This is a genomic window from Streptomyces sp. NPDC017225, assembly GCF_044331465.1.
GTDB lineage: Bacteria > Actinomycetota > Actinomycetes > Streptomycetales > Streptomycetaceae > Streptomyces.
The window spans coordinates 215178-242078 of sequence record NZ_JBIRNE010000010.1 but is presented as its reverse complement, the minus strand read 5'-3'; the positions used below and the strand labels follow the sequence as shown (position 1 = coordinate 242078).

The window sequence follows — 26901 nt, the reverse complement described above, 5'->3', positions numbered from 1 at the left end:
TCCAAAGCGGCCTCCAACGAGCCCTCACCCGTTGGTTAACTCCCCTGTGACCTGCGTGAATTCGGGACGTCACGAGCTGTTGTCCCAACGGGCGCGGGACGCGGTGCGACACATTCCCATGACGCGCGGAACACGCTTGGGCAACAACGCCGTTTTCAAGTCTTGACACCTGGCCCGGCACCAACGAGTCTTCGGGGCAAGCCGCGTGGGAGCGGTCCCACGAACTTCCGGGACTCTCTCCCGTGCGGACCGAAGCACCATCGGCCCTTCCCTCCACCTCGCATGGCACACCTTTGACCAGCACCTTCGCATCGCGGACCGCGTTGCCCAGGGCTGGCCGCTGCTCGAACCGAGAGGGCAGGTCCGGACCGTCGATCCCGGCGGTCTGATTCCTGAGATCCCGTTCCCACTGGAACAAGGAGTAGTGGAATGCGTATCACCCGAACCGGCGGCGGTCGCGGCCGCAGAGCAGCGGTCCTGACCACGTCGGTCCTGACGGCCTCGGCGCTGCTGCTGACCGGCTGCAGCAGCGACAGTGACTCGGGCTCCTCGGACTCCGACGGGAAGATCACCCTCAAGGTGTCCGACTACGGGCAGTTCGGCTACAAGGAGGCCGGCCTGTTCGAGAAGTACATGGAGCTCCACCCGGACATCAAGGTGGAGGAGGAGACGACCTCCAACGAGCAGGACTACTACCCGAAGCTCCTTCAGCAGCTGAACTCGGACAGTGGCCTCGGGGACGTCGTCGGAGTCGAGGTCGCCCGTATCAAGGAGGTCGTCGACACCCAGGCCGACAAGTTCGTCGATCTGAAGGACTCGATCGACGTCGGCCAGTGGCTCGACTGGAAGGCCCAGCAGGCCACCACCAAGGACGGCGTGGTCATCGGCGCCGGCACCGACATCGGCCCGATGTCGCTCTGCTACCGCAGCGACCTCTTCGAGAAGGCGGGCCTGCCGACCGACCGCGAGGCGGTCGCCAAGGCGGTCGACGGTGGCTGGGAGGACTACATCAAGCTCGGTGAGCAGTACAAGGAGAAGGCCCCCGAGGGCACCTTCTTCATGGACTCCGCGAGCGCCATGTTCAACGGCGTCGTCAGCTCCTCCGAGCAGCAGTACTACAACGCCGAGGGTGAGCCGATCTACAAGGAAAATCCCACGGTGCAGAAGGCCTGGGACCTGGCCGCCGAAGCCGCGGACAAGAAGCTGAGCCAGGGTCTGGCGCAGTTCCAGGACCCGTGGAAGGCGGCGCTGCGTTCGGGCAGCATAGCCAGCGTCGTGTGCCCCGCCTGGATGGCCAACCAGATCACGACCTACGCCGGCGACGAATTCAAGGGCAAGTGGGACATCACCAGCGCGCCCGGTAAGACCGCGGCCAACTGGGGCGGTTCCTTCCTGACCGTGCCCAAGAGCGGTGACCACGTCAAGGAGGCCACCGAGCTGGTCAAGTGGCTGACCGCGCCCGAGCAGCAGGCCGCCGTGTTCAAGGCCGTCGGTATCTTCCCGTCCAACCAGGGCGCGTACGAGCTCCCCGAGGTGAAGGACGGCAAGCTCCCGTACTTCAACAACGCCCCGGTCGGCCAGCTGTACGCCGAGGAGGCCAAGAGCATCCCGGTGGCCGTGCTGGGTGCGAAGGACGGCACGATCAAGGACTCGATCTCCACGCAGATCAACAACATGGAGCAGCGCGGCACCGACCCGGACAAGGCCTGGAAGGCCGCGACCGAGACGATCGACAAGGCCATCGGCTGACCCCGCGCGGTACGGACGGCTCCTCCGCCCGTACCGCGCCCGCCGGGACCCCGGCACAACGGCGGTCCCGCGCCCACGGGCGCGGAGGCCTCCGCAGCAGACCCGGCCGTAGCGGCGGGTCTGCTGCCCGGCGTCCGGAGGCACTCCCGAGGCAGGGGCACCCGCCCACGTGCGTTCCTCCCCGGCACGGGAGGGCGCCCGGCCCACCGGGAGTGCGCGCGGCAGGGCCGGCCCCCGGGGCCGAGCACCCCCAAGGATCACCCCGCCCGCGTCCGTACCAGGCCCCGGCGACCACACGGCCCGGGGCCCGAACCCCGTCCCGGCCCCCGCACCATTCCGTTCCCCCGGCCGCGCTCCCGCCCGACCCCGGTCTCCTCGTCCCGCGTGCTCCGGCACCCGGCGCCGGGGCCTCGGCCACACCCACCTCATGCCTCCGTACGGCCCGCCCGGCACACCGTGCTGGTCCGCGCGGGCGGAGGAAGGGGGCGGGACGGGCGCCCGCCCAACCGTCCCGTCTCCCGCCCTACCCGGCCCGACCTCCCAGGGAAGGACTCCCTCCGTGGCAACGACAACCCCCACACGGGGTGCCCACACCCCGCCCACCGGCGGCTCCGGCACCGCGTCCAAAGGACGCAGCGCATGGCGTGCGCGCCTGTGGCGCCTCGACGACAAGGCGTCCCCGTACGCGTACATCGCCCCGTTCTTCCTGATCTTCGGCGCGTTCGGGCTCTACCCGCTCCTCTACACCGGCTGGATCGCCCTGCACCGGGTGGAGATGACCGGTCTCGACGAGTCCGAGTGGGTGGGCCTGGAGAACTTCACCACCATCCTCCAGGACTCCGAGTTCTGGACGTCCGTCTCCAACACCTTCATCATCGGCGTCATCTCGACCGTCCCGCAGCTGCTGGTCGCGCTCGGCCTGGCCCACCTGCTCAACTACAAGCTGCGCGCCAGCACCTTCTGGCGCACGGTGATCCTCACCCCGTACGCCACCTCGGTGGCGACCGCCGCCCTCGTCTTCGCCCTGGTCTTCCGGGCCGACGGCGGCCTCCTCAACTGGGTGCTGAGCCTCGTCGGCGTCGAGAGCATCGACTGGGGCAACGGGCACTGGTCGTCCAAGATCGCCATCGCCGTCATGGTGATCTGGCGCTGGACCGGCTACAACGCCCTGATCTACCTGGCGGCCATGCAGGCCGTGCCGAGCGACCTGTACGAGGCGGCCTCCATCGACGGCGCGTCGCGCTGGCAGCAGTTCATCAAGGTGACCATCCCCTCGCTGCGGCCGACGATCCTGTTCACGATCGTCATCTCGACCATCGGTTCCATGCAGCTGTTCGGTGAACCGCTGCTGCTCCAGGGCGGCACGCTCGGTTCCGTCGGCGGCAGCGAGCACCAGTACGAGACGCTCAGCATCTACCTCTACAACTACGGCTGGAAGCTGGGGCACCTCGGCCCGGCCGCGGCCGTGGCCTGGGCCATGCTCGTCCTGCTGCTGCTCATCGCCCTGATCAACTGGATCGTCAGCCGGTACGTGCGCAAGAGCGCGGCCTGACGGGAGCGACACGATGACCACGACCATTCCCACCAAGTCCGCGCTGAGCCCGGTCGAGGACCCGCCTCCCGGCAACGGCAAGGGCCGCCGCCGCCTCAAGATCGGTGCCGGCCAGCAGCTGAAGGGCGGCCCGTACACCTACCTCGCCCTGATCGTCGTCGGCCTGGGGTCCGTCTTCCCCCTGTACTGGACGCTGGTGGCCGCCTCCCACGACCAGCAGCGGGTCCTCGACAGCCCGCCGCCGTTCATCCCGGGCGGCAGACTGTGGACCAACATCGAAGCGGCCTGGGAACAGGCCAACCTCGGCAAGGCCATCGTCAACAGCATCATCGTGTCCACGAGTATCACCGTGGCCACGCTGTTCTTCTGCACGCTGGCCGGCTACGCCTTCGCCAAGATGCGCTTCCGCGGGCGTGGCGCGCTGATGACCGCGGTCATCGCCACCCTCACCATCCCGCCGCAGCTGAGTGTCGTGCCGCTGTTCATGATGATGTCGGACATCGGCTGGGGCGGAGAGCTCGAGTCGGTGATCTTCCCGACCCTGGTCGGTGCCTTCGGTGTCTTCTTCATGCGCCAGTACCTGATCGAGGCCCTGCCCTACGAACTCATCGAGGCGGCCAAGGTGGACGGGGCGAGCAACTTCCGCATCGTGTGGGCCGTCGTCCTTCCCGTGGCCCGGCCCGCGATGATGGTGCTCGGCATGCTCACCTTCGTCCAGGCGTGGAACGACTTCTTCTGGCCGTTCCTCGCCCTGAGCCAGGAGAACCCCACCCTCCAGGTGGCGCTCGGCCAGCTCAGCGCCTCCTACACCCCCGACCAGAGCATCGTCATGGCCGGAGCGCTGATCAGCACGCTGCCGCTGCTGATCGTCTTCGTGGTCTTCGGCAAGCAGATCGTCGGAGGCATCATGGCGGGCGCCGTCAAGGGCTGACACCCACCGCCGTATCCGGACGGGCCCGCCCCGCACGCGGGCCCGTCCGCCGCACCCGGCAGGGCCCGCCCCGCGCACCGACCCCGCGCGGACGGGCCCGCCTTCCCTCCCCGCCGGACCACCCTGTCCCGTCCGGTCCTCCTCCACGCCATTTGGGAGCGTTCTCACCATGACCGCCGTACGACCCGAGACCACTGCCCAGTCGGCCTCCGACACCTCCTTCCCGACAGGTTTCGTCTGGGGCACCGCCACCGCCGCCTACCAGGTGGAGGGCGCCGCCGCCGAGGACGGCCGCACGCCCTCCATCTGGGACACCTTCAGCCACACCCCCGGCAAGGTCCGCAACGGCGACACCGGTGACATCGCCGCCGACCACTACCACCGGTACCGCGACGACGTGGCGCTGATGAAGGACCTCGGCCTGAAGGCGTACCGCTTCTCCGTCTCCTGGTCCCGGGTCCAGCCCACCGGCCGGGGCCCCGCCGTCGAACGCGGCCTGGACTTCTACCGCCGCCTGACCGACGAGCTTCTGGAGGCGGGGATCACCCCCGTCGCCACCCTCTACCACTGGGACCTGCCCCAGGAGCTGGAGGACGCCGGCGGCTGGCCGCACCGCGACACCGCCGACCGGTTCGCCGACTACGCCGGCATCATGGCCCGCGCCCTCGGCGACCGCGTCGGCGTGTGGACCACCCTCAACGAGCCGTGGTGCAGCGCCTTCCTCGGCTATGGCTCCGGCGTGCACGCCCCCGGCCGCACCGACCCCGCCGCCACCCTGCGCGCCGCCCACCACCTCAACCTGGCCCACGGCCGCGCGGTCGGCGCGCTGCGCACGATCCTGCCGGCGTCCGCCCAGACCTCCATCACGCTCAACCTGCACCAGGTCCGCCCCCTCACCGACGCCCCCGGGGACATCGAGGCGGCCCGCCGGATCGACGCGGTCGGCAACCGGGTCTTCACCGGCCCGATCCTCGACGGCGCCTACCCCGAGGACCTGATCGCCGACACGTCGCACCTCGTCGACTGGAACGAGCTGGTCCGCGACGGCGACCTGGCCGAGATCTCCCGGCCCATCGACGTGCTCGGCGTCAACTACTACTCGCCGACCGTGGTCTCCCGGCCTGCGGACGGCGCCGGCGCCACCCACAACGACGGCCACGGCGCCAGCGACCACACCCCGTGGACCGGTGCCAAGGACGTCGCCTTCCACCTCGCCAACGACGACGTCACCGCGATGAACTGGGCCATCGACGCGGACGGGCTGCACACCCTGCTGACCGGCCTGGCGAAGTCCCACCCGGGTCTGCCGCTGATGGTCACCGAGAACGGTGCCGCCTTCGACGACTACATCTCCCCCGAGGGCCGGGTGAACGACCCGCAGCGCGTCGCCTACCTCCACTCCCACCTGGACGCCGTCCGGCGGGCCATCGCCGACGGGGCGGACGTCCGCGGGTACTTCCTGTGGTCCCTGCTGGACAACTTCGAGTGGTCGTACGGCTATTCCAAGCGCTTCGGTGCCGTCTACGTCGACTACTCCACCCAGCGCCGCATCCCCAAGACGAGCGCCCACTGGTACGCCGACGTGATCCGGCACAACGCGCTGCCGGCCGCGGCCGGCGGCAAGGGCTGACGCTCTGGTCCGCCTCCGCCGGGGGGAGCGCCGCCGCTGGCCGGCCGCGCCCCCTCGTCCGCCACCGGCACGGCGGGGGAGGACCGTCCCGGCCCCGGCACGGAACCAACGGGGTCGGGGAGGGCAGCGCCGGGGCTGTTACATTCCAGGCCTGACAGCTGCGAAGGGAAGGCGACGACCATGGCGGTCAAGGGTGGGGGGAGCCGGGGCGTCAGACGTCCGACCCTGGAGGAGGTCGCCGCCCGGGCCGGTGTCGGCCGTGGCACCGTCTCCCGGGTGATCAACGGCTCGCCCCGGGTCAGCGACACGACCCGGGCGGCCGTCGAGGCGGCCGTCGCCGAACTCGGCTACGTCCCGAACACCGCCGCCCGTGCCCTGGCCGCCAACCGCACCAACGCGATCGCGCTGGTGGTCCCCGAGCCGGAGACCCGCTTCTTCGCCGAGCCGTACTTCTCGGACATGCTGCGGGGCGTCGGCGCGGAGATCTCCGACACCGACATGCAGCTGCTGCTGATCTTCGCGGGCAGCGACCGGGAGCGGCAACGGCTCGCCCAGTACCTGGCCGCGCACCGCGTGGACGGCGTCCTGCTGGTGTCGGTGCACGCCGACGACCCGCTGCCCGACATGCTGGCCCAGCTGGAGATCCCCGCGGTCATCAGCGGCCCGCGCTCGGCCCGGGAACCGCTGGCGTCGGTGGACTCGGACAACTACGGCGGCGCCCGCTCGGCCGTCGAGCACCTGCTGTCCCGCGGACGGCGCCAGATCGCGCACATCACCGGACGCCTCGACGTCTACGGTGCCCAGCGGCGCGCCGACGGCTACCGCGCGGCCCTGCGCGACGCCGGCCACCCGGCGGACGAACAGCTCATCGAGGCGGGGGACTTCAGCGAGGAGGGCGGGCGCCGCGCGATGGCGGAACTGCTGCGCCGCCGGCCCGACGTGGACGCGGTCTTCGCCGCCTCGGACGTCACCGCGGCCGGCGCCCGTCAGGCCCTGCGCGAGGCGGGCCGGCGCATCCCGGACGACGTGGCGCTGGTCGGCTACGACGACTCGGCCATCGCCCGCCACATGGAGCCGCCGCTCACCAGCGTGCGGCAGCCCATCGAGGAGATGGGCCGCGCGATGACGGACCTGCTGCTGACCGAGATCGCGGACCGCCGTCCGGCGGCCTCGCGGGGGCCGGAGCAGCGGCACCAGACGGTGCTGGCGACGGAGTTGGTGGAGCGGGCGTCGTCGTGACGCCGCCCGGACCGAGGACGGGGCGCGGACCGTCCTGACAGGGCCGGCGCCCAGGGCGGAACCTCTCGGCCGGTGACCTCTGGCGAGGACACCGGCTGACGTGTGGGTGGCCGAGTGGGCAGGAGGGTCGGGCTCGCGGGGCGTCAGGCGCGGCGCAGCACCGTGGCCTCCGTGCCCCAGCCGAGGGCGACGACACGGTCGACGTACCAGCCCGTCCGCTCCGCGAGAGCGGCGATCGCGGCGGAGTCGCGCAAGGGAGCGCCGGTCGCGGCGTACGCCTGAAGGGCCGCCTCGGCCGCGTGCGGGCTCAGGCCGTCGGGGCGGGAGGCCTCGACGACGACCGCCGTCGCCGCCCAGCCGGCCAGCTCCGTGAGCAGGAGCGCGGCCTCGTGATCGGTCCGGTACGCGAGGGCCTTCGCGGCGACGGCGACGTCGGCGGGCCCCGCCGTCCAGTCGATCCGCTCCGGTGCCTGGACGGCCTCGCGCAGGACCGCCGCGGGCACGTCACCTTCCGCGACACGCAGCCGTGGCCGGCGTCCGGCGTCGTCGAGGGCGGCGGCGACGGACGCGCTGCCCGGCCCGGTGAGCAGACAGGTGTCGACGCCCTCCCAGAGGGGGTCGGCCGTGAGGCCGGTCAGGAGGAAGAGCAACTGCTCGCACTCCTCGACCAGTTCACCGTAGCGGTCCGCGTCCTGGGCCACGGCGTCGCGCAGGGTCGTGTGCGAGGCCTCCCGCCAGGACGAGGTGCCGTTTCGCAGCGCGGGGGCCAACCGGGCCAGCGAGAGCAGCAGTTCTGCCTCCTGGCCCGCGTACTCCTCGCGCTCGTGGTCGTCGAGCAGCTCCTCGCCCGCCGGGCCGAGCCGCAGCCCGGTCTCGTCGCCGACGACCACGCCGTGCGCGGTGAGCAGGGGCAGCAGCGCGCCGACACCCGCCGCGGGCACGCCCACGTGGGACGCGAGCGCCCCGAGCGTGACGCCCGGCGCGTCGGCGACCGCGTCGATCACGCCGAGCTGCACCGCGGCCCGCGTGACCAGCCACGGCAGCGGTGACGGAATACGCGCCGGTACTTCCGCGACAACCTTCCCCGCGTCTCCCGAAGTCCCCGCTGCCCCCGGTTCCGCCGTGCCGGGCTCCTCGTGGTGCCAGTAGCCCGTGATGTTCAGGCGGTCCTTGGCGAGTTTACGCTCGCGTCGCAGGTAGCGGCGTACCGGCAGCAGCGCCCGGCTCTCCGCCGCCGCCCAGGCGTACCCCTCGCCCGCCGGAACCGGCAGCGCGCGCACGGCGGCCTCCAGCGCCGCCGCGTCACCGGGCTCGGCGGTCACCCAGGTGACCGTGTCGCCGTCCCGCAGGGCCGGCTCCTGGCGCGCTGAGTCGTCCGGGACGGTCACCAGGACGTGGGCCGGCGCGTCGAGCGGACGCTCGTCGAGGAAGCGGCCGATCGCGGGCAGCGCGGTCTCGTCCCCGATCAGCCAGATCCAGTCCAGCCGCTCCGGCAGCCGCAGCGACGACTTCGGCCCCACGAACCACAGTTCGTCGCCGACCCGCGCCGACGCCGCCCAGGCCGACGCGGGGCCGTCGCCGTGCGCCACGAAGTCGAGGTCGAACTCGCCCGCCTCCACGTCCACCCGCCGGGGCGTGTAGTCGCGGGTCAGCCGGTTCCCGGCCGGTGTCCACTCGATGCCGTGCGGCAACTGGGCGGGCAGCGCCGCCCGGACGTCCCCGTCCGAGGCCAGGATCACCTTGATGTGATCGTCGAACCCGGGCGCCGCGAAGGCCGGGTGCTCGATCCCGTCCCGGGTGAACGAAGCGAGCTGGTCGCCGCCGAGGACGACGCGCCGCATCCGGGGCGTCACCTCCTGGACGCGGCGGACCGTGACCCGGCGCAGGACGAGCGGATGCGTCGTGTACGCGCGTTGGGCGGCCATCAGGCGAACCGCTTCTCGATGATGTCGAGCAGGGCCATCGACTCGTCGTAGTCGCCGCGCAGCACCCAGTACGGCAGGTCGTAGGCGTGGTGCGACCTGAAGGCGGGCAGCGCGCCGTAGACCGGGTTCTTCCTGAGCGTGGCGACGTCGGTCGTGTCGCCGTTGAAGCCCATCACGAACACGGACGGCTGGGTGATGGTCTGCCCGGCCTTCTCCGTCGACAGCTCGAACATGTCGCCGCCCCCGCCGTACACCTCGAAGCCGCCCTCGGCGAAGACCGGCGCCGGCTCGATGCCGACCTTCTCGAACTCGCTCGGCAGGCCCACGTTCTCCACCAGGCCGTAGGCGGTGCCGTCCCCGGTGAAGGCCAGGAAGGACACGGGGCCGGGCGGCGGTGTGATCGCCGCCTTCACCTCGGTGACCCGCTCGTCGTAGGCGGCCAGGTGCCGGTCGTAGACGTCGACCTTGCCGAACACGTCGTCGGCGAGGAAGGAGAACTGACTCCGCCAGTCGCCGAGCTTCTTGCCGACCAGCACCGTCGGAGCGATGTCGGAGAGGTCGTCGTACACCTTCTCCGCCTGGAACAGCGGGAAGCCGATACCACCGCCGACGATGAGGTCGGGGTCAAGGGCGAGGATCGCCTCCAGGTCGAAGCCGTCGACGCTCCACGGCAGGAACGTCGTACCGTCCTCCTTGGCCTCCCTGGCCCAGTGCGGGGAGAACTCGCCCTTGCCGTCGGCGTCCTCGGGGATCGTGGCCCGCACCGGTACGTCGAGGTCGTAGAGGTATCCGGCGAGCGCGTGGTTCAGGACGACCACCCGCTCCGGCTCGGTGGGCACCTTCACCTCGCCGTAGTCGGTCCTGACCGTACGGGTCTTCGCGGCGGACGCCTTGTCCCCGTCGCCCGAGGAGTCGGAGGCGGCGCAGCCGGTGAGGGCCAGCGCGGCGACGAGGGCGACGGCGAGCAGGCGGGCAGGAGCAAGCATGGGACCTCACGTGGCTGGGCAGGAGCGACTGTTGAGCTGTTGGGTAAGGTGAGGCTAACCTCGCTGGGTCCGTGGCGTCGATCCGAGTGCGACATCGCCGGTGACGGACACGACACATCGCAGGTACGGGAGGCACGCTTGCCGGTGACATCGCTCGGCACCGTGGTCGCCGAGAACGCCATCCGCTTCCTCGGCCACGACACGCACCAGCACGACGAGCCGCACCTCGTCTACGTCGTGACCGGGACCGCCCTCCTGCTGGCCGACGGCGAGGAGTGGCGGCTCGGGCGCCAGGAGGCCGTGTGGATCGCTCCCCGCGTGCCGCACGCGCTGCGCATCGACGGCGGCGGCATGGCGCTCGGCCCCACCCTCACCCCCGACGACCGGCCACGATGCCGTGTGCAACCGCTCGGGGTGGTCCCCGCGATCATCGAGATCATGACCACCGCGCTCGGCGCCGCGCCGGCCACGACGGAGGAGGTACGGCCGTTCCGCCAGGCCATCGGCCATGTGCTGCGGGGTATCTCCCGGCAGTACTTCCCGGTGGTCCTGCCCACCCATCCCGCGGTGCGCGCACTCGCCCGGGAGGCCCTGCGCACCCCCTCCCTGACGCTCGAGCGGCTCGCCGCACAGCACCGGATGAGCCCTCGTCAGGTACAGCGCGTCCTCCTCGACGAGACCGGGCTTCCCTTCACACGGTGGCGCAACCGGGCCAGGATGAACGCCGCCGTCGAGCACATACTCGGCGGTGGCGAGCTGACGGCGGCTGCCAGGGCGGCCGGCTACGCGACCCGGGCCGGGCTGCTGCGCGCGCTGAGCCGCGAGTCCGGCGTCCCGGTGAGCGCGCTCACGGCGGACGCGGTGGGGGCGCTCGGCGGCCGCTGAAGCGGGATCAGGTCCAGATGTTGTGCGATTTTCCAGTGTGTCGCGCGTGTTCTCCAGTAGTCCGGGCTGTCCGGATCACCGAGCGGATCAAGGAGGTCGGATGGCACAGGTGCTCGCGACGAAGGCCGCGCGTCCGCCGGCCCGGTCGTCGCGCCCCACGGCACGCCGCTTCCTCGGCCTGGGCGCCGCCGTCGGCGTGCTCCTGGCGGCGGTGCTGCTCAGCGTGGCGATCGGCTCGGCGATGCTCCCCCCGGACGTGGTGTGGCAGGCCCTCACCGACCCGGACGGCTCCGCGTCCCACGCCACCGTCAGCGACGCCCGCGTGGACCGCACCGTGCTCGGCGTCCTCGTCGGGGTCTCCCTGGGCGTGGCGGGGGCGCTCATCCAGGCGCTCACCCGCAACCCGCTCGCCGACCCCGGAGTCCTCGGAGTCAACGCGGGCGCCGGCTTCGCCGTCACCCTGGGCGTGGCCGTCTTCGGGGTCACCCGCATCGAGCAGTACCTGCCGTTCGCGTTCGCCGGGGCGATCGCCGGTGCGGCGGTGGTCCACCTCGCCGCGAGCGGCGGACGGGGCGGCCTCTCGCCCCTGCGGCTCATCCTCGTCGGGGTGGCCTTCACGGCGGTGCTGTCCGGCATCTCCGAGACCCTCGCACTGATCGACACGGAGACCTTCGACCGCATGAGGTTCTGGGGAGCGGGCACCATCACCGACCGCCCGACGGGCACCGCCGCGGCGGTCGCGCCCTTCGTCCTGGCCGGCCTGCTGGCCGCCGTCTGCTGCGCGCGCCCGCTCAACGCGATCGCGCTCGGCGACGACGCCGCGCGAGCCGTCGGACTGCGGGTCGGCGCGACCCGGTCCGGCGTCGTGATCGCGGTGACCCTGCTGTGCGGGGCGGCGACGGCCGCGGCGGGCCCCCTGCTGTTCGTCGGCCTGATGGTGCCGCACGCCGTGCGGTGGCTCACCGGGCCCGACTGGCGCTGGATCCTCGCCTACTCCGCCGTCCTCGCCCCGGCGATCGTGCTGGTCGCCGACGTCCTGGGCCGGCTGATCGTGAGCCCCGCCGAACTGCCGGTCGGCGTGATGATGCCGCTGATCGGCGCGCCCGTACTGGTCATGCTGGTGCGCACGAGCCGGGCGAGGGGACTGTGAGCGGGATGTTCGTCCTCAGAGCGGGCCCGCTGAGCCTGCGGGTGGCGCGCCGCGCGGTCGTGGTGTGCGCGGTGCTGGGGCTCGTACTGATCGCGCTGGCCCTGTGGGCCTTCACCCTGGGCAGTTATCCCCTGAGCCTCGGCGACCTGGCCTCCGTCCTCACGGGGACCGCGGACCGCGGTGTCCGCACGGTCGTCCTGGAGTGGCGGGCGCCGCGCATCGCCGCCGCCGTGCTCTTCGGGGCCGCCCTCGCCGTGGGCGGCGCGGTCTTCCAGTCCCTCACCCGCAACCCGCTCGGCAGCCCCGACGTGATCGGCTTCACCACCGGCTCGTACACGGGGGTGGTCGTCGGCCTGCTGGCCGGGGCGACCAGCTACTCGGTGCTGGCGGCGGGGGCGCTCGCCGGGGGCCTGATCACCGCCTTCGCCGTGTATCTGCTGGCGTTCCGGCGGGGTGTGCAGGGCTTCAGGCTCATCATCGTGGGCATCGCGGTGGGCGCGCTGCTCCACTCGCTCAACACCTGGTTCCTGGTGAAGGCCGACGTCGACACGGCACTGCGCGCCGCGGTGTGGGGCGCCGGCTCGCTGAACGCCGTCGGCTGGCCCGCCATCGCCGTGGCGGCCCTCGTGCTGGCGGCGGTCGCGGCAGCGGCCCCGGTGGCGCAGCGCAGGATGCGGCGGCTCGAACTCGGCGACGACACGGCGGCGATGCTCGGCGTACCGGTCGAGCGTACGAAGGTGCTGCTGGTCGTCCTCGGTGTGGTCGCGACGGCCGCGGTGACCGCCGCGGCGGGCCCCATCGCGTTCGTCGCGCTGGCGGCACCGCAGATCGCCCGCCGCCTCACCGGTCACGGCACCTCCGTGGACCTCGCCGGTTCGGCGCTCGTCGGCGCGGTGCTGCTGCTCGCCGCCGACCTCGCGGCGCAGCACGCGATCCCGGACGTGCTCCTCCCGACCGGCTCGGTCACCGTGTGTGTCGGCGGTGCGTATCTGCTGGTGCTGCTGGCGCGGGAGAGCCGGCGCGGGTTCTAGGGCCGGTCCGACGGGCTCTGGCCCGTCTCCTGCCGGAAGGGGGTGGCGGGGCGCCCCCACAACGCCGTCAGCCGGTGGCCTCTCGCGAGGCCACCGGCTGACGTGTCAGGGTGAGTGACGGGACTTGAACCCGCGGCCACCTGGACCACAACCAGGTGCTCTACCAACTGAGCTACACCCACCAAGGCCGGTACTGGAATCCCGCGAGGCGGTTCCCCGACCGGCTGAGAAAAAGTGTACAGGGTCCGAAGGGGTGCTTGCGCACGCCTTTTACCGGGCGGTCACGACGTGCTTCGCGGCGATCGCCTTCGCGGTGTCGGTGTCGGGTCCGGGCTGCGGGACGAAGACCGCTTCCCGGTAGTAGCGCAGTTCGGCGATGGACTCGCGGATGTCGGCGAGCGCGCGGTGGTTGCCGTTCTTCTCGGGGCTGTTGAAGTACGCCCGCGGGTACCACCGGCGGGCCAGCTCCTTGACCGAGGAGACGTCGACGATCCGGTAGTGGAGGTAGCCCTCCAGGGTCGCCATGTCCCTCAGCAGGAAGCCGCGGTCGGTGCCGACCGAGTTGCCGCACAGCGGGGCCCTGCCCGGCTCCTTCACGTGCTCCCGCACATACGCCAGGACCTGCGCCTCGGCGTCCGCCAGCGTCGTGCCGCCGTCGAGCTCCGCGAGCAGGCCGGACGCGGTGTGCATCTGACGCACCACCTCCGGCATCGTCTCAAGGGCCCGCTCCGGCGGACGGATGACGATGTCGACACCCTCGCCGAGGATGTTCAGCTCGGAGTCGGTGACGAGGGCGGCAACCTCGATGAGCGCGTCGTCGGACAGCGAGAGGCCGGTCATCTCGCAGTCGATCCACACCATGCGATCGTTCATGCGGACAGCCTACGGCTGACGTCGGCCGTCCGGTCCCCCGGCGCCGGTGTGGGCCTCGCCGGGGGCTGCCGCCCCCGGGCCCCCGCTTCGGCCCGGACGGCCTCGTCCTCAAACGCCGGACGGGCTGAAATGCCCGTCCGGCGTTTCACGGATTCAGGGCGCGCCGCGCTGCCCCGGCAGGCTCGCCGCCGCGGCGGGCAGCGGTGCCGCGGTGCGGCGGGACTGGAACGGGACCGCGTTCTCCGCCGACAGCGGGACCGGCTCCGGCGGTGCGCTGTGCCGTGGGCCACCGGACGACTCCGGGTCCACCGCGCGGTCGCCCTGCGGACGGCGGGCCCGGTACGCGGCCCGGTAGGCGGCCGGGGACGAGCCGAGCTGGCGCCGGAAGTGGCCGCGCAGCGCCACCGGCGAACGGAAGCCGCAGCGGCCCGCGACCTCGTCCACCGAGTAGTCGGACGTCTCCAGCAGACGCTGCGCCTGGAGCACCCGCTGGGTGATCAGCCACTGCAGCGGCGCGCTGCCCGTCAGCGAGCGGAAGCGGCGGTCGAAGGTGCGGCGGCTCATGTACGCGCGGGCCGCCAGCGTCTCCACGTCGAACTGCTCGTGGAGGTGCTCCAGCGCCCAGGCGACGACCTCGGCGAGCGGGTCGGCGCCGATCTCCTCCGGTAAAGACCGGTCGAGGTAGCGCTCCTGACCGCCCGAGCGGCGCGGCGGGACCACCAGGCGGCGGGCCAGCGCGCCGGCCGCCTCGTTGCCGTGGTCCGTGCGCACGATGTGCAGGCACAGGTCGATGCCGGCCGCCGTGCCCGCCGACGTCAGCACGTCGCCGTCGTCCACGAACAGCTCGCGCGGATCGACGTGCACCGACGGATAGCGCTTGGCCAGCGTCGGCGCGTACATCCAGTGGGTGGTGGCGGGGCGGCCGTCCAGCAGCCCGGCCGCCGCGAGCACGAAGGCGCCGGTGCACAGCCCGACTATGCGGGCACCCTCCTCGTGCGCCCGGCGCAGTGCGTCGAGCGCGTCCTCCGGTGGCGGAGAGGTGATCGACCGCCAGGCGGGCACCACGACGGTGCCGGCCCGTGAGATCGCCTCCAGGCCCTGGGGCGCGGTGAGTTCCAGGCCCCCGGTGGTGCGCAGCGGGCCGTCCTCGCCGGCGCACACCAGCAGCCGGTAGCGCGGCACGCCGGCGTCCTGGCGGTCGATCCCGAACACCGACAGCGGTATGGAACTCTCGAAGATGGGGCCGCCGCTGAACAGCAGCACCGCGACGATCTCCTTGCGGCGTCGCCCGGTGAGCTTCCGGGCCGTGGTTTCCGGCGCGGCGGTGGAGTCGTGGCTCATAACCGCTAAGCCCCCCTCGGTGGTCGCGGCGCCCTGTTCCCTTCGGGTCTGTCGCTCCAACACGTTTCCCCTCGGTCCTGCACGAGTCCCCCGCCGTAGACAGTCAAGATCGAATCTACTGCGTCCCGTCGAGCCGAGGTGGCCGGTTCGGCACTTGGGACATTATCGACATGGCAACTTGGCGTGAAGCAGTCGATCACGAAGCGTTGCACTCTGGGGCGCCCCAGGGAAGTGCGCCTTGTGTCAGTGGCCAATCCCCGTAGGGTGCGCGGGGCCCTCGGGACCCTTTCCGTGCAGGTGAAACGGTGTTTTGGGGGTAGTGGGGGCCAGGGATGAGCCACCGGTGGAAGTTGGCTGAAAAGAAGCGGACGCGTGCGCGGAAACCGGTCAGTCGACCGGTGTCTTTCGCCCCGCGTGCCGTCCGCGCCCGCGGGCCGGCCGTCCGGCCCGGTGCCGGCGCCCGGCCCGTCCCGTGCGATGGTCGCCGGCCGGCCGGGCCGCGCCGCGCTCGGACCGGCGCAGCAGCAGCCGGCAGGCGCCGGTGACGGCGGCCAGGCCGAGGGCGGTGCCGGCGGTGCCGGCGAAGGAGGTGCCGTACCAGAGGAGCACGACCGGGACGAGGAAACAGCTGAAGGCCGCCCAGCGGACGAGGTCGGTGACGCCGTCCCGGAGCGGCGCGGTCGGTTCCGGGCCGTCGGGAGCGGCAGGGGCGGCAGGGGCGGCGGGGTCGCGGGGTGTGCGAGGGGTGCCGGACGGCGGCTCGACGGGCTGGTGCGGTCCGGACATGCGGGCTCCCTGGGCTGACGGCATGGGGATCAACGCCCGTGCGACGCGTCGGTCACGACTGATCACGGACAGTTGAATCCCGTGCAAACCGCCTGTACAACGCAGCAACCATTGCGTTACGGGCGCCCCCTCGGGCATGCTCCGGGGAACCCGCGGCGGACCCTGCGCGGGATCTGGGCGAAGGAGGCGTGGCGCCGTACCCTTGGGGGTATGGGCTTGGGAAGATGATTCCCGGACACACAGATCCGCCGCACACTGTTGTCCCCCATAGAGGATAAAAACGCCGAGACAGCCATGGCCGGTCACGAATTCTTCGAACCCGCGGACCGCAAGCGGCCCGTCGCCGAACCTACGGCGGCCGAGCCCCTGGCGGCCGAAGAGCCACGCCAGTCGTGCGACCCAGCCTTCAAGCACGGTGTCGTCGTCGGCTTCGACGGCTCCACTTCCAGTGAGCGTGCCCTCGCGTACGCCATCGGCATGGCACGCCGGCTCGGCTCGGGCCTGGTCATCGTGCATGTCGCCAACCGGCTGCCCACCACCGTGTGGGCGGGCTGCGAGCCCCCCGTCTTCGTCGACGTACCGGACCACCGCACCGAGGTGCTGGGTCTGGAGCTGGCGTGCGCGGACTACCTCACCGAGGTGCCCTGGATCCTGGTCGAGCGCGGTGGCGACATCTGCCACGAACTCGAGGAGGTGGGGCGGGAGTACGAGGCGGACGCCATCGTCGTCGGCTCCAGCCACGGCCTGGTGGGCCGTCTCTTCGGCTCCGTCGCCGGCCGGCTCGCCAAGCGCGCGAAGCGGCCCGTGGTGGTCATTCCCTGACGCGCCCGGCGTACCGGAGCGGCCCCCGTGTGCCGGGGGCCGCTCCGGTGGGTCCTGCGGAAGAGGACGCCCCGCCCTACTCCACCGTCACCGACTTGGCGAGGTTGCGGGGCTTGTCGATGTCCCGGCCGAGCGCCAGCGCCGTGTGGTAGGCGAGGAGTTGGAGCGGGATGCCCATCAGGATGGGGTCGAGTTCGTCCTCGTTCTTCGGGACGACGATGGTGTGGTCGGCCTTCTCCTGCTCCTGGTGGGCGACGGCGAGGATCTGGCCGCTGCGGGCCTTGATCTCCTCCATGGCCGCGCGGTTCTTCTCCAGCAGGTCGTCGTCCGGCACGATCGCGACCGTCGGCAGGGCCGGCTCGATCAGGGCGAGCGGGCCGTGCTTCAGCTCGGAGGCCGGGTAGGCCTCGGCGTGGATGTAGGAGACCTCCTTCAGCTTCAGGGAGGCCTCGCGGGCGACCGGGTAGCCCCGCACGCGGCCGATGAAGAGCATCGAGCGGGCGTCGGCGTACTGCGCGGCCAGCTTCTTGACGTTCTCCTCCTGCTCCAGCATCTCGGCGATCTGCGCGGGCAGCTTGCGCAGGCCCTCGATGATCCGCTTGCCGTCGCGCACGGACAGGTCGCGGGTGCGGCCCAGGTGCAGGGCCAGCAGCGCGAAGGCGACGCAGGTGTTGGTGAAGCACTTGGTGGAGACGACGCAGACCTCGGGGCCGGCGTGCACGTACATGCCGCCGTCGGCCTCGCGGGCGATCGCCGAGCCGACCACGTTGACGATGCCCAGGACGCGGGCGCCCTTGCGCTTCAGCTCCTGCACGGCGGCCAGCACGTCGTACGTCTCACCGGACTGGGAGACGGCGATGTACAGGGTGTCGGGGTCGACGACCGCGTTGCGGTAGCGGAACTCGGAGGCGGGCTCGGCGTCCGCGGGGATGCGGGCCAGCTCCTCGATCATCTGGGCGCCGATCTGGCCCGCGTGGTACGAGGTGCCGCAGCCGAGGATCTTCACCCGGCGCACGGCACGCGCGTCGCGGGCGTCCAGGTTCAGGCCGCCGAGGTGCACGGTGGAGAAGCGGTCGTCGATCCGGCCGCGCAGCACGCGGTCCACGGCCTCGGCCTGCTCGTGGATCTCCTTGTGCATGTAGGTGTCGTGGCCGCCCATGTCGTAGGAGGCGGCCTCCCACTCCACGGTGGTGGGCTCCGAGGTGGTACGGGTGCCCTCGGTGGTGTACGTACGGAAGTCGTCGGCCTTGAGGGTGGCCATCTCGCCGTCGTCGAGGGTGACTATCTGGCGGGTGTGGGTGACCAGCGCGGCGATGTCCGAGGCGACGAACATCTCCTTCTCGCCGATGCCGAGGACGACCGGCGAGCCGTTGCGGGCGACGACGATGCGCTCGGGGAAGTCGGCGTGCATCACGGCGATGCCGTACGTGCCCTCGATCACCCGGAGGGTCTCGCGGACCTTGTCCTCGAGCTTGACGGCCTCGGAGCGGGCGATGAGGTGGACGAGGACCTCGGTGTCGGTCTCGGAGAGGAACTCGACGCCGTCCGCCTCCAGTTTGCGGCGCAGGTCGGCGGCGTTGTCGATGATGCCGTTGTGCACGACGGCGACCTTGTGGTCGGCCGACATGTGCGGGTGGGCGTTCTCGTCGGACGGGGCGCCGTGGGTGGCCCAGCGGGTGTGGGCGATGCCGGTGGTGCCCTTGAAGCGTGCCGGGACCCTGGCCTCCAGGTCACGGACCCGGCCCTTGGCCTTGACCATCTTCAGGCCGGCCGCCTTCGGGGACGTGACGACGATGCCCGCCGAGTCGTAGCCGCGGTACTCCAGGCGCTGGAGGCCCTCCAGCAGCAGGGGCGCGACGTCACGCTTGCCGATGTATCCGACGATTCCGCACATGTATACGTAAACCTCGTGTCCTCTTCGGCTTCTCAGCCGTAGACGATGCGGCGCAGCTGGCGGAGCGACAGCTCCGGCGGTGCGACCGCCCGGTATTTCAGGTCCGCCTCGATCTGTTCGAAGATCACCGCGTTCACCAGGCCCTGGGCCTGGAGCTCGCGGTGGCGGCGACGGACGAATTCCTCGGTCGTCTCGTCGAAGTAGGCGAGCACGTCCTGGATCACGCGCAGTGCCTCGCCCCGGTTCAGGGGAGTGGACCGCGTCAGGTGATCAACGAGTTCGTCGTGCACTCGGTAGATCCTGAGGTACGGGGGAGGGTTTCGCAAGAATCCTGCCCGATTTCGGGCAGGCGGGCCGGATGCGGGTCGACCGGTATGTCTACATGCGCTTCAGGACCGCCTGTTTGGCCAGGGCGAACTCCTCGTCCGTCAGTACTCCGGAGCGGTGCAGGTCGCCCAGTTCACGCAGCCGCCGCAGCAGCGCGTCGTGATCGTCCTCGGCGGGGGCGGCGGGGGACGCGGGAGCGGCGGGCACCGGAGCGGGCGCGTCCCCGGGCGGCGGGGCGTCGCCCAGGGCGGCGGGGGCGGCCGGTGCGGACGGGTGCGGGAGACGGGCCTGCACGGCCGCGGCCACCAGCGCCATCAGCGGGTCCCTCTTGAAGCCCCACAGCTCCACCGCGTTCGGGTCGTACTTGGGCGGCGCCTTGGTCGGCGCCGCCCGCACGGTGAAGCGGAGGTGGCCGTTCTCCAGCCCGACCGTCGGCTGCCACTCCACCGCGGCGATGTCCGACAGGGGCAGGGTGCGCGGGCCCCCGGCCGACTTGGCCTCCTCCGCCTGCCACTTCCACTCCAGGCGCACCCGCTCACCGTCGAAACTGGCGACCCCGTCCCCGGCGGACACCGACAGCGGGACCGAGGGGCCGGGCAGCAGGTAGGCGTCCACCGGGCCGGACGGGACCTGGTCGAGGAGCAGGGCGTTGCGCACCTCGTCCACGAAGTACTCGGCGACCCCGTACCGGTCGGAGTCCACGGTCAGCCGGTAGGGGTCGTGCGGCTCGGCCAGCCGGCCGGCGGTCGCGTGCAGCAAGGGGTCGGCGCCGTCCCGCAGGCGCAGCCGCAGCCGCCCCGACTTCTTGCCCTGTTCGAAGGATATGCCCGCCAACGCCGACAGGGGGACGAGCAGTTCACCCAGTTCCTTGCGCAGCAGGCTGACGTTCTTGTCCCGTCCGGGAGTCAGCCGCAGGGTGTCGCCGTCGAAGACCCACGTTCCGTCCTTCTGGATGATTTCCGCCATGCGGGGATTGTTCCACCGCTTCTGCGTACGGCGGTTGTGAGGGAAAGTGGTCCTGCCCACCGCCCGCACCCGCCCACCGCCCACACCCATCCGCGCACCATCGTGAAGGGAGCGCCCGTGACACCTCACCGACGGCACCACAGAACGGCTCCCCGCCTGCCCCGGCTGCTGGGGTCGCTGCTGCTGGTGGCGACGGTCGGCGCCATGACCACCGGCGCCGGACCGGTCCGGAAGACGGCCGCGACCCCCCTGGACCGGGTGATCCCGGCCCCCGCCTCGGTCGACCCGGGCGGTGCCCCGTACCGCGTCACCCGCTCCACCCGGATCCGTGTCGACGACTCCAGCGAGGTCCGCCGGGTCGGCGACTACCTCGCCGAGATCCTGCGGCCCTCCACCGGCTACCGGCTCCCCGTCACCTCCGACGGCCACGGCGGCATCCGGCTGCGCCTGGCCGAGGGCCCGTACGGCGACGAGGGCTACCGCCTCGACAGCGGGAGCGACGGCGTCACCATCACCGCCCGCGAGGCCGCCGGTCTCTTCCACGGCGTCCAGACCCTCCGCCAGCTCCTGCCCGCCACCGTCGAGAAGGACTCCGTGCAGAGCGGCCCCTGGCTGGTCGCGGGCGGCACCATCGAGGACACCCCGCGCTACGGCTGGCGCGGCGCCATGCTCGACGTCTCCCGGCACTTCTTCACCGTCGACGAGGTCAAGCGCTACATCGACCGGGTCGCCCTCTACAAGTACAACAAGCTCCACCTGCACCTCAGCGACGACCAGGGCTGGCGCATCGCCATCGACTCCTGGCCGCGCCTGGCGACGTACGGCGGCTCCACCCAGGCCGGCGGCGGCCCAGGCGGCCATTACACCAAGGACGACTACAGGGAGATCGTCCGCTACGCCGCCTCCCGCCACCTGGAGGTCGTCCCCGAGATCGACATGCCGGGCCACACCAACGCGGCCCTCGCCTCCTACGCAGAACTGAACTGCGACGGCGCGGCGCCGCCGCTGTACACCGGCATCGAGGTCGGCTTCTCCACGCTGTGCGTGGACAAGGACGTCACGTACGACTTCGTCGACGACGTCGTGCGCGAACTCGCCGCGCTCACCCCGGGCCGCCACCTCCACATCGGCGGCGACGAGGCGCACTCCACCCCGCCCGAGGACTTCGCGGCGTTCATGGACCGGGTGCAGCCGATCGTCGCCGAGTACGGCAAGACGGTCATCGGCTGGCACCAGCTGGCCGCGGCGGGCCCGGCCAAGGGCGCGCTCGTCCAGTACTGGGGCCTGGACGGCACCAGTGCCGAGGAGAAGGCCCGGGTCGCCGAGGCCGCGCGGAACGGGACCGGGCTGATCCTGTCCCCGGCCGACCGGACGTACCTGGACATGAAGTACACCGAGGACACCCCGCTGGGCCTGGACTGGGCGGGCCACGTGGAGGTGCGGCGGTCCTACGACTGGGATCCGGCCGCCTATCTGCCGGGCGCCCCGGACTCCGCGGTCCGGGGTGTCGAGGCGCCGATGTGGACGGAGACCCTCGCGACCCCGGACCAGCTCGACTTCATGGCCTTCCCCCGGCTGCCGGGCGTCGCCGAACTGGGCTGGTCCCCGGCGAGGACGCACGACTGGGACACCTACAAGGTGCGGCTCGCCGAGCAGGCGCCGCGCTGGGAGGCGCTCGGGATCGACTACTACCGGTCGCCGCAGGTGCCCTGGGCGCCTGAGGCGTAGAAACCCGACGGGCACCCCGGAGGACCGTCCCCGGGGTGCCCGCCCGTCTGTACGGGGCCCTTCGCTACAGGCCCGCGATCGGGTTCTTCAGGTTGCCGATGAGCTGGAGCGCGCCGGACGGGTCCGCGAGGTCCACCATCTGCTCGTTGTCGCGCAGTTGCAGCCGGTTGAGGCAGGACAGCGCGAACTCGGGCGCGAACATGTCGTACCGGTCGAACTTCTCGGCCAGCTCCGGCACCGACTCCTGGTACTCGCGGGTGACCTCCGCGACCGTGCGCCAGAAGTCGTCCTCCTCCACGATCCCCTCGCCGGCGAGGTTCGCGGCGAGGAAGCGGAAGAAGCAGTCGAAGACGTCCGTGAAGATCGACAGGAGCTTCTTGTCCTCGGGCACGTCCACCGCGATGCGGGAGACCTCCGGCGGCAGCACCGCGTCCGGGTCCATCACCGCGATCTCCTCGGCGATGTCCTTGTAGACCGCCCGCCGCACCACCCCGCCCTCCAGCACGAGGATCACGTTCTCGCCGTGCGGCATGTAGACCAGGTCGTAGGCGTAGAAGCTGTGCAGCAGCGGCACGAAGTAGGCCCGCAGATAGTGCCGCAGCCACTCGGTGGGCGCGAGCCCCGACCGCTCGATCAGCGCGCCCGCGAAGGAGGCGCCCTCGTGGTCGACGTGGACCAGCGAGGCCATGGTGGCCAGTGTCTCGCCGTCCTTCAGGGACGGGACGGGGCTCTCCCGCCACAGCGCCGCCAGCATCTTGCGGTACGGCGAGTAACGGTCGGTGGCCTGCTCGTACTCCAGGTGCCGGTAGCCGACGGCCGCCCGCTCCCGGATGATGGACAGCCCCGTCGACTTCAGCACCGGGTCGCCCTCGATGAGCCGGGCGAGCCAGTCGTTGATGGCCGGGGTCGCCTCCATGTACGCCGCCGACAGGCCGCGCATGAAGCCCATGTTGAGGACGGACAGGGCCGTCTTCACGTAGTGCTTCTCGGGGTGCGAGGTGTTGAAGAAGGTGCGGATGGACTGCTGCGCCAGGTACTCGTCGTCGCCCTCGCCGAGGCAGACCAGGTGCCCGCGGGCTACCTCGGCGGCGAAGGTGACGGTGAGCTTGTTCCACCACTGCCACGGGTGGACCGGGATGAACAGGTAGTCGGCCGGGTCCAGGCCCCGCTCGCGCAGCACGCCGTGGAAACGGTCGACGGTCGCCTCGCCCAGCTCGTCGCGTACGAAGGACTCGTACTCGATGCCCACGCCCGCCGTGAACGCCGCCCGGGAGCGGTGCGCGGCCAGCCACACCAGCCGGACCGGGCTCGCGGTCTCCGGGGCGTACGACAGGTACTCGTGGACGCCGAAGCCGAGCCGCCCGTTGTTGGCGACGAAGCAGGGATGGCCCTCGGTCATCCCGGTCTCGACGGCCTGGAAGCCGCTGCCGGCCAGCTCGGCGGAGGTGAGCCTCGGTTTGGTGAGCTTGTAGCAGGTGCCGGAGAGGGTGGAGGAGATCTCCTCCAGGTAGACGGGGAGGATCTTGTCGCTCAGGCCCAGCGACTCCTTCAGCTCGACGAAGAAGTCCAGGGCGGCGAGCGGGAGCTCGGTGCCGTCGCGATGGCGGGTGATCGAGTCCGCGTCCACCTGCCAGTGGTCCAGGGCGCGGACGGTGGCGGTGAAGCGGTACTCGGTCTTGCCGTCGTCGCCGCGGACGACGTACGCGTCACCACCGGAGGGTTCCGGCGTGATCAGCCGCTCGTGCGTGAACTCGGCCAGCGCCTTGCGGACCAGGAGGCGGTTGGCCTGCTCCCAGCGCTCGGGGGAGAGGTGGGCGACGGCGTCGGCGAGGCTCATGCGGACACCGCCGTCGCCGCGAGGAACCGCTCCCGGGTGCAGAAGCTGAGCAGGGCCCGCTTCTCGGGCTTGTCGATCTCGCGCTCCGGCACGAAACCGACTGCCTCGTTCAGGGCGTGCACGGCCGTGTTGTGGACGTCGGGTTCGACGACCACCCGCAGGGTGGCCGGGTCCTCGAAGAGGTGCGCCATGACGGCGGTGATCACGGAGCGGGTGAACCCCCGTACCGGCCGGTCCGTCGGGGGCGTGAGGAAGTGCATGCCGACGTCCCCGGGCAGCGGGGTGTACAGGCCCACCAGTTCGCGGTGGGCGGGGTCGTACTTCTCCATCAGGAAGGCGGGCTCGCCGTCCTGGAGGCCGAGCAGCGCGTGGTGGTGCTCGTCGGCGGCCATCTCCATGTACGCGCGCTCGACGTCCTCCAGCTTCGCGCCCTGCATCATCCAGAAGGCGGCCTTGGGGTGGGTGACCCAGGTGTGCAGGAGCTCGGCGTCCTTCAGCGGGTCGAGGGGGCGGAACGTGAAGGTCATACGGAGAACTCCTGGAACGCGATGGTCTTCTCGACCGGGTAGTACTCGGTGCCGAGCAGCTCCCGGATGATGCAGCTGTTGCGGTATGCGCCCATACCCAGGTCGGGACTGGTGATGCTGTGGGTGTGGACGCCGGCGTTCTGGAGGAAGACGCCCTGGCCGGTGACGTCGACGGCGTAGTTGCGGCCGACGTCGAAGCCGCCGTGGGCGTCGTACACCAGGCGGTCGCGGACCGGCTTCAGGAACTCCGGTTCGACGTACCGGTAGCCGGTGGCGAGGATCAGGCCGTCCGAGACCAGCTCGAAGTCCTTGCCCTGTTCCTCCTGCCGGAAGCCGAGCGTGTATCTGCCGTCCGCGTACCGGGCGCCGGTGAGCGCCGAGTTGGTGAGCAGGCGGGTGGGGACCGGGCCGCCGAGCCTCTTCTGGTAGAGCAGGTCGAAGATCTCGTTGATCAGGTCGCCGTCGATGCCCTTGAACAGGCCCTTCTGCTCGGCCGTGAGGCGGTAGCGGGTGTCCTCCGGGAGCGCGTGGTAGTAGTCCACGTACTCCGGGGAGGTCATCTCCAGCGTGAGCTTGGTGTATTCGAGGGGGAAGAAGCGCGGGGAGCGGGTCACCCAGTTGAGCCGGTAGCCGTGGACGTCGATCTCGCTCAGCAGGTCGTAGTAGATCTCGGCGGCGGACTGGCCGCTGCCGACCAGCGTGATCGACTCCTTCTTCTGGAGCTCGGCCTTGTGCCGCATGTAGCGGCTGTTGTGGAGGAAGTCGCCGGCCAGGCCCCGGCAGGCGTCGGGTATGTGCGGCGGGGTGCCGGTGCCGAGGACGAGGCGGCGGGCGCGGTAGGTGTCGCCGCCGGTCGTGGCGACGACGTACAGCTCCTCCGTCTCGTCGTACGTCACCTCGGTGACGGTGGTGGAGAAGCGGACGCCGCTCAGTCTGTTCGCGGCCCAGCGGCAGTAGTCGTCGTACTCGACGCGCAGCGGGTAGAAGTTCTCCCGGATGTAGAACGAGTACAGCCGGCCCTTCTCCTTCAGGTAGTTGAGGAAGGAGTACGGGGACGTCGGGTCGGCGAGTGTGACCAGGTCCGACATGAACGGCGTCTGGAGGTGGGCACCGTCCAGGAACATGCCCGCGTGCCACTCGAAGTCCGGCTTGGACTCCAGGAAGACGCCGTTCAGTTCGGCGATGGGCTCGGTGAGGCAGGCGAGGCCGAGATTGAAGGGGCCGAGGCCGATCCCCACGAAGTCGTACGGGGCACTGGCTTCAGGAAGCGCGGTCAAGGGACTCTCCCAGGTACTGCTCGGCGTGGCCGGCGATCAGGTCGAGGACGGCGGCGATGTCGGCCGTGGTCGTCTCGGGGTTGAGCAGGGTGAACTTCAGGTAGTGGCGTCCGGCCACCTTGGTGCCCGCGACCACGGCGTCGCCGGAGGCGAACAGGGCCCTGCGGGCGTACAGGTTGGCGCGGTCGATCTCGGCGGGGTCGGTGACGGCCGCCGGTACGTAGCGGAAGACCAGCGTGGACAGCGACGGCCGGACCACGACGTCGAAGCGGGGGTCGGCGGCGATCAGCTTCCAGCCCTCGGCGGCCAGGTCGCACACCTCGTCGAAGAGCTGCCCGATGCCGTCGGCGCCCATCACGCGCAGCGTCATCCACAGTTTGAGCGCGTCGAAGCGGCGGGTGGTCTGGAGGGACTTGTCCACCTGATTGGGGATACGTTCCTGCACCATGCGGCGCGGGTTGAGGTACTCCGCGTGGTAGGTGGCGTGGCGCAGGGTGGCCACGTCCCGCACCAGCACGGCGGACGAACTCACCGGCTGGAAGAAGGACTTGTGGTAGTCCACGGTGACCGAGTCGGCCCGCTCGATGCCGTCGATGCGGTCCCGGTACTTCAGGGAGGCGAGCAGCCCGCAGCCGTAGGCCGCGTCCACGTGCATCCACACGCCGTACTGCTCGCACAGCCCGGCGATCTCGGGCAGCGGGTCGATGGAGCCGAAGTCGGTGGTGCCGCCGGTGGCGACGACGGCCATGGGGACCAGGCCGTCCTCGGCGCAGCGCTCCAGCTCGCGGGCGAGGGCGACGGTCCGCATGCGCTTGTCCTGGTCGACGGGGATCGGCACGACGGCGTCGGGACCGAGGCCGAGCAGCTTCGCCGACTTCTTGACGCTGAAGTGGCTGACCTCGGAGGCGAAGACGCGCAGCTCGGCGAGGTTCTCGGACTTGGCCTCCTCGCGGGCCAGCAGCAGCGCCTGGAGGTTGGACTGGGTGCCGCCGGAGGTGAACACGCCGTCGGCCGCCGGGCCGAGGCCGATCCGGGCGGTCGTCCAGTCGATCAGTTTGCGCTCGATGAGCGTGCCGCCGGCCGACTGGTCCCAGGTGTCCAGGGAGGAGTTGACGGCGGACAGGACGGCCTCGCCGAGCACGGCCGGGATGACGACCGGGCAGTTGAGGTGGGCGAGGTAGCGGGGGTGGTGGAAGTAGACGGCGTCGCGGAGGTAGACGTCCTCCAGCTCGTCGAGGACCGCGGCCGTGTCGTGCAGCGGCCGGTCGAGGTCGATCTCGTCGATACGGGGGGAGAGGGCGTCGACCGTGACGCCGGTGAACGGGCGGTCGGTGGTGGCGATCCTGGCGGCCACCCGCTCGACTCCTTCGGTCACGGAGCGGCGGTACTGCTCCGCGGTGGTGTCGTTGAGCAGGTGCGAGCGCATGTGGGGGTCCTCCGGTGGG

22 protein-coding genes and 1 tRNA gene are annotated in these 26901 nt (G+C 71.4%); 10 read left to right on the top strand and 13 right to left on the bottom strand.

The window, feature by feature from the left end; all coding sequences use genetic code 11:
- Nucleotides 1-429 precede the first annotated feature (429 nt).
- The 5 genes from ACH4NX_RS22975 (at nt 430) to ACH4NX_RS22955 (ending at nt 7101) form a co-directional block, all read left to right on the top strand.
- Nucleotides 430-1749 (top strand): ABC transporter substrate-binding protein, encoded by a 1320-nt coding sequence (locus ACH4NX_RS22975; protein WP_351396631.1) that lies wholly within the window; start codon nt 430-432, stop codon nt 1747-1749.
- Nucleotides 1750-2308: 559 nt separating this feature from the next.
- On the top strand, nt 2309-3301 hold the full coding sequence (locus ACH4NX_RS22970) for a sugar ABC transporter permease (RefSeq protein ID WP_351396633.1): 993 nt from the start codon (nt 2309-2311) through the stop codon (nt 3299-3301).
- 13 nt (nt 3302-3314) lie between these two features.
- Nucleotides 3315-4232, top strand: coding sequence for a carbohydrate ABC transporter permease (locus tag ACH4NX_RS22965; RefSeq protein ID WP_351396636.1), 918 nt, complete (start codon nt 3315-3317; stop codon nt 4230-4232).
- Between the two features lie 169 nt (nt 4233-4401).
- On the top strand, nt 4402-5862 hold the full coding sequence (locus tag ACH4NX_RS22960; protein ID WP_351396639.1) for a GH1 family beta-glucosidase: 1461 nt from the start codon (nt 4402-4404) through the stop codon (nt 5860-5862).
- A 180-nt stretch (nt 5863-6042) separates the two neighbouring features.
- Nucleotides 6043-7101 (top strand): LacI family DNA-binding transcriptional regulator, encoded by a 1059-nt coding sequence (locus tag ACH4NX_RS22955; RefSeq protein WP_351396642.1) that lies wholly within the window; start codon nt 6043-6045, stop codon nt 7099-7101.
- A 143-nt stretch (nt 7102-7244) separates the two neighbouring features.
- Here the strand turns inward: ACH4NX_RS22955 and ACH4NX_RS22950 are convergent, their stop codons facing one another.
- Nucleotides 7245-9026, bottom strand: coding sequence for a siderophore-interacting protein (locus ACH4NX_RS22950; RefSeq protein ID WP_398128586.1), 1782 nt, complete (start codon nt 9024-9026; stop codon nt 7245-7247).
- Complete coding sequence (locus ACH4NX_RS22945) at nt 9026-10012, bottom strand: ABC transporter substrate-binding protein (protein WP_398128587.1); 987 nt, start codon at nt 10010-10012, stop codon at nt 9026-9028. The genes ACH4NX_RS22950 and ACH4NX_RS22945 overlap by 1 nt, the downstream gene beginning before the upstream one ends.
- Before the next feature lie 138 nt (nt 10013-10150).
- Here ACH4NX_RS22945 and ACH4NX_RS22940 point away from each other — a divergent pair, with 138 nt between their 5' ends.
- The 3 genes from ACH4NX_RS22940 to ACH4NX_RS22930 all read left to right on the top strand — a co-directional run bounded on the left by ACH4NX_RS22940 (nt 10151) and on the right by ACH4NX_RS22930 (nt 13078).
- The gene (locus tag ACH4NX_RS22940; protein WP_351396651.1) at nt 10151-10897 is read left to right on the top strand and encodes a helix-turn-helix domain-containing protein; all 747 of its coding nucleotides are present in this window, start codon (nt 10151-10153) and stop codon (nt 10895-10897) included.
- A gap of 100 nt (nt 10898-10997) precedes the next feature.
- Nucleotides 10998-12047 (top strand): iron chelate uptake ABC transporter family permease subunit, encoded by a 1050-nt coding sequence (locus ACH4NX_RS22935; protein WP_351396654.1) that lies wholly within the window; start codon nt 10998-11000, stop codon nt 12045-12047.
- Nucleotides 12044-13078 (top strand): FecCD family ABC transporter permease, encoded by a 1035-nt coding sequence (locus ACH4NX_RS22930; RefSeq protein ID WP_398128588.1) that lies wholly within the window; start codon nt 12044-12046, stop codon nt 13076-13078. The genes ACH4NX_RS22935 and ACH4NX_RS22930 overlap by 4 nt, the downstream gene beginning before the upstream one ends.
- Nucleotides 13079-13187: 109 nt before the next feature.
- On the opposite strand, the gene ACH4NX_RS22925 is transcribed toward ACH4NX_RS22930, so the two are convergent.
- The 4 genes from ACH4NX_RS22925 to ACH4NX_RS22910 all read right to left on the bottom strand — a co-directional run bounded on the left by ACH4NX_RS22925 (nt 13188) and on the right by ACH4NX_RS22910 (nt 16078).
- A tRNA-His gene (locus ACH4NX_RS22925) sits at nt 13188-13260 on the bottom strand.
- 88 nt (nt 13261-13348) lie between these two features.
- Complete coding sequence (orn, locus tag ACH4NX_RS22920; RefSeq protein ID WP_351396661.1) at nt 13349-13951, bottom strand: oligoribonuclease; 603 nt, start codon at nt 13949-13951, stop codon at nt 13349-13351.
- Between the two features lie 153 nt (nt 13952-14104).
- Nucleotides 14105-15292, bottom strand: coding sequence for a helix-turn-helix domain-containing protein (locus ACH4NX_RS22915; RefSeq protein WP_351396664.1), 1188 nt, complete (start codon nt 15290-15292; stop codon nt 14105-14107).
- A gap of 387 nt (nt 15293-15679) precedes the next feature.
- Nucleotides 15680-16078 (bottom strand): hypothetical protein, encoded by a 399-nt coding sequence (locus ACH4NX_RS22910; RefSeq protein ID WP_398128589.1) that lies wholly within the window; start codon nt 16076-16078, stop codon nt 15680-15682.
- Nucleotides 16079-16372: 294 nt separating this feature from the next.
- Between ACH4NX_RS22910 and ACH4NX_RS22905 the strand changes: the two genes are divergently transcribed.
- Nucleotides 16373-16900, top strand: coding sequence for a universal stress protein (locus tag ACH4NX_RS22905; RefSeq protein WP_279559544.1), 528 nt, complete (start codon nt 16373-16375; stop codon nt 16898-16900).
- A 76-nt stretch (nt 16901-16976) separates the two neighbouring features.
- Here the strand turns inward: ACH4NX_RS22905 and glmS are convergent, their stop codons facing one another.
- The 3 genes from glmS to ACH4NX_RS22890 all read right to left on the bottom strand — a co-directional run bounded on the left by glmS (nt 16977) and on the right by ACH4NX_RS22890 (nt 20087).
- Nucleotides 16977-18794 (bottom strand): glutamine--fructose-6-phosphate transaminase (isomerizing), encoded by a 1818-nt coding sequence (gene glmS / locus ACH4NX_RS22900; RefSeq protein ID WP_398128590.1) that lies wholly within the window; start codon nt 18792-18794, stop codon nt 16977-16979.
- 32 nt (nt 18795-18826) lie between these two features.
- On the bottom strand, nt 18827-19084 hold the full coding sequence (locus ACH4NX_RS22895; RefSeq protein ID WP_279559542.1) for a hypothetical protein: 258 nt from the start codon (nt 19082-19084) through the stop codon (nt 18827-18829).
- An 88-nt stretch (nt 19085-19172) separates the two neighbouring features.
- On the bottom strand, nt 19173-20087 hold the full coding sequence (locus ACH4NX_RS22890) for a DUF4429 domain-containing protein (protein ID WP_398128591.1): 915 nt from the start codon (nt 20085-20087) through the stop codon (nt 19173-19175).
- A gap of 117 nt (nt 20088-20204) precedes the next feature.
- On the opposite strand from ACH4NX_RS22890, the gene ACH4NX_RS22885 reads away from it, so the two are divergent.
- Entirely contained in the window at nt 20205-21815 is a 1611-nt protein-coding gene (locus ACH4NX_RS22885; protein ID WP_398128592.1) for a beta-N-acetylhexosaminidase, read from the top strand.
- 64 nt (nt 21816-21879) lie between these two features.
- Here the strand turns inward: ACH4NX_RS22885 and ACH4NX_RS22880 are convergent, their stop codons facing one another.
- Genes ACH4NX_RS22880 through desA form a run of 4 tightly spaced genes read right to left on the bottom strand, consistent with a single transcriptional unit; the run spans nt 21880 to nt 26882 of the window.
- Nucleotides 21880-23652, bottom strand: coding sequence for an IucA/IucC family protein (locus ACH4NX_RS22880; RefSeq protein ID WP_398128593.1), 1773 nt, complete (start codon nt 23650-23652; stop codon nt 21880-21882).
- On the bottom strand, nt 23649-24179 hold the full coding sequence (locus ACH4NX_RS22875; protein WP_351396682.1) for a GNAT family N-acetyltransferase: 531 nt from the start codon (nt 24177-24179) through the stop codon (nt 23649-23651). Before ACH4NX_RS22875 ends, ACH4NX_RS22880 begins: the two co-directional genes overlap by 4 nt.
- A complete protein-coding gene (locus ACH4NX_RS22870; RefSeq protein WP_351396685.1) occupies nt 24176-25456 on the bottom strand; it encodes a lysine N(6)-hydroxylase/L-ornithine N(5)-oxygenase family protein in 1281 nt (426 codons plus the stop codon). Before ACH4NX_RS22870 ends, ACH4NX_RS22875 begins: the two co-directional genes overlap by 4 nt.
- The gene (gene desA / locus ACH4NX_RS22865) at nt 25440-26882 is read right to left on the bottom strand and encodes a lysine decarboxylase DesA (RefSeq protein ID WP_398128594.1); all 1443 of its coding nucleotides are present in this window, start codon (nt 26880-26882) and stop codon (nt 25440-25442) included. The genes ACH4NX_RS22870 and desA overlap by 17 nt, the downstream gene beginning before the upstream one ends.
- Between the last annotated feature and the right edge of the window lie 19 nt (nt 26883-26901).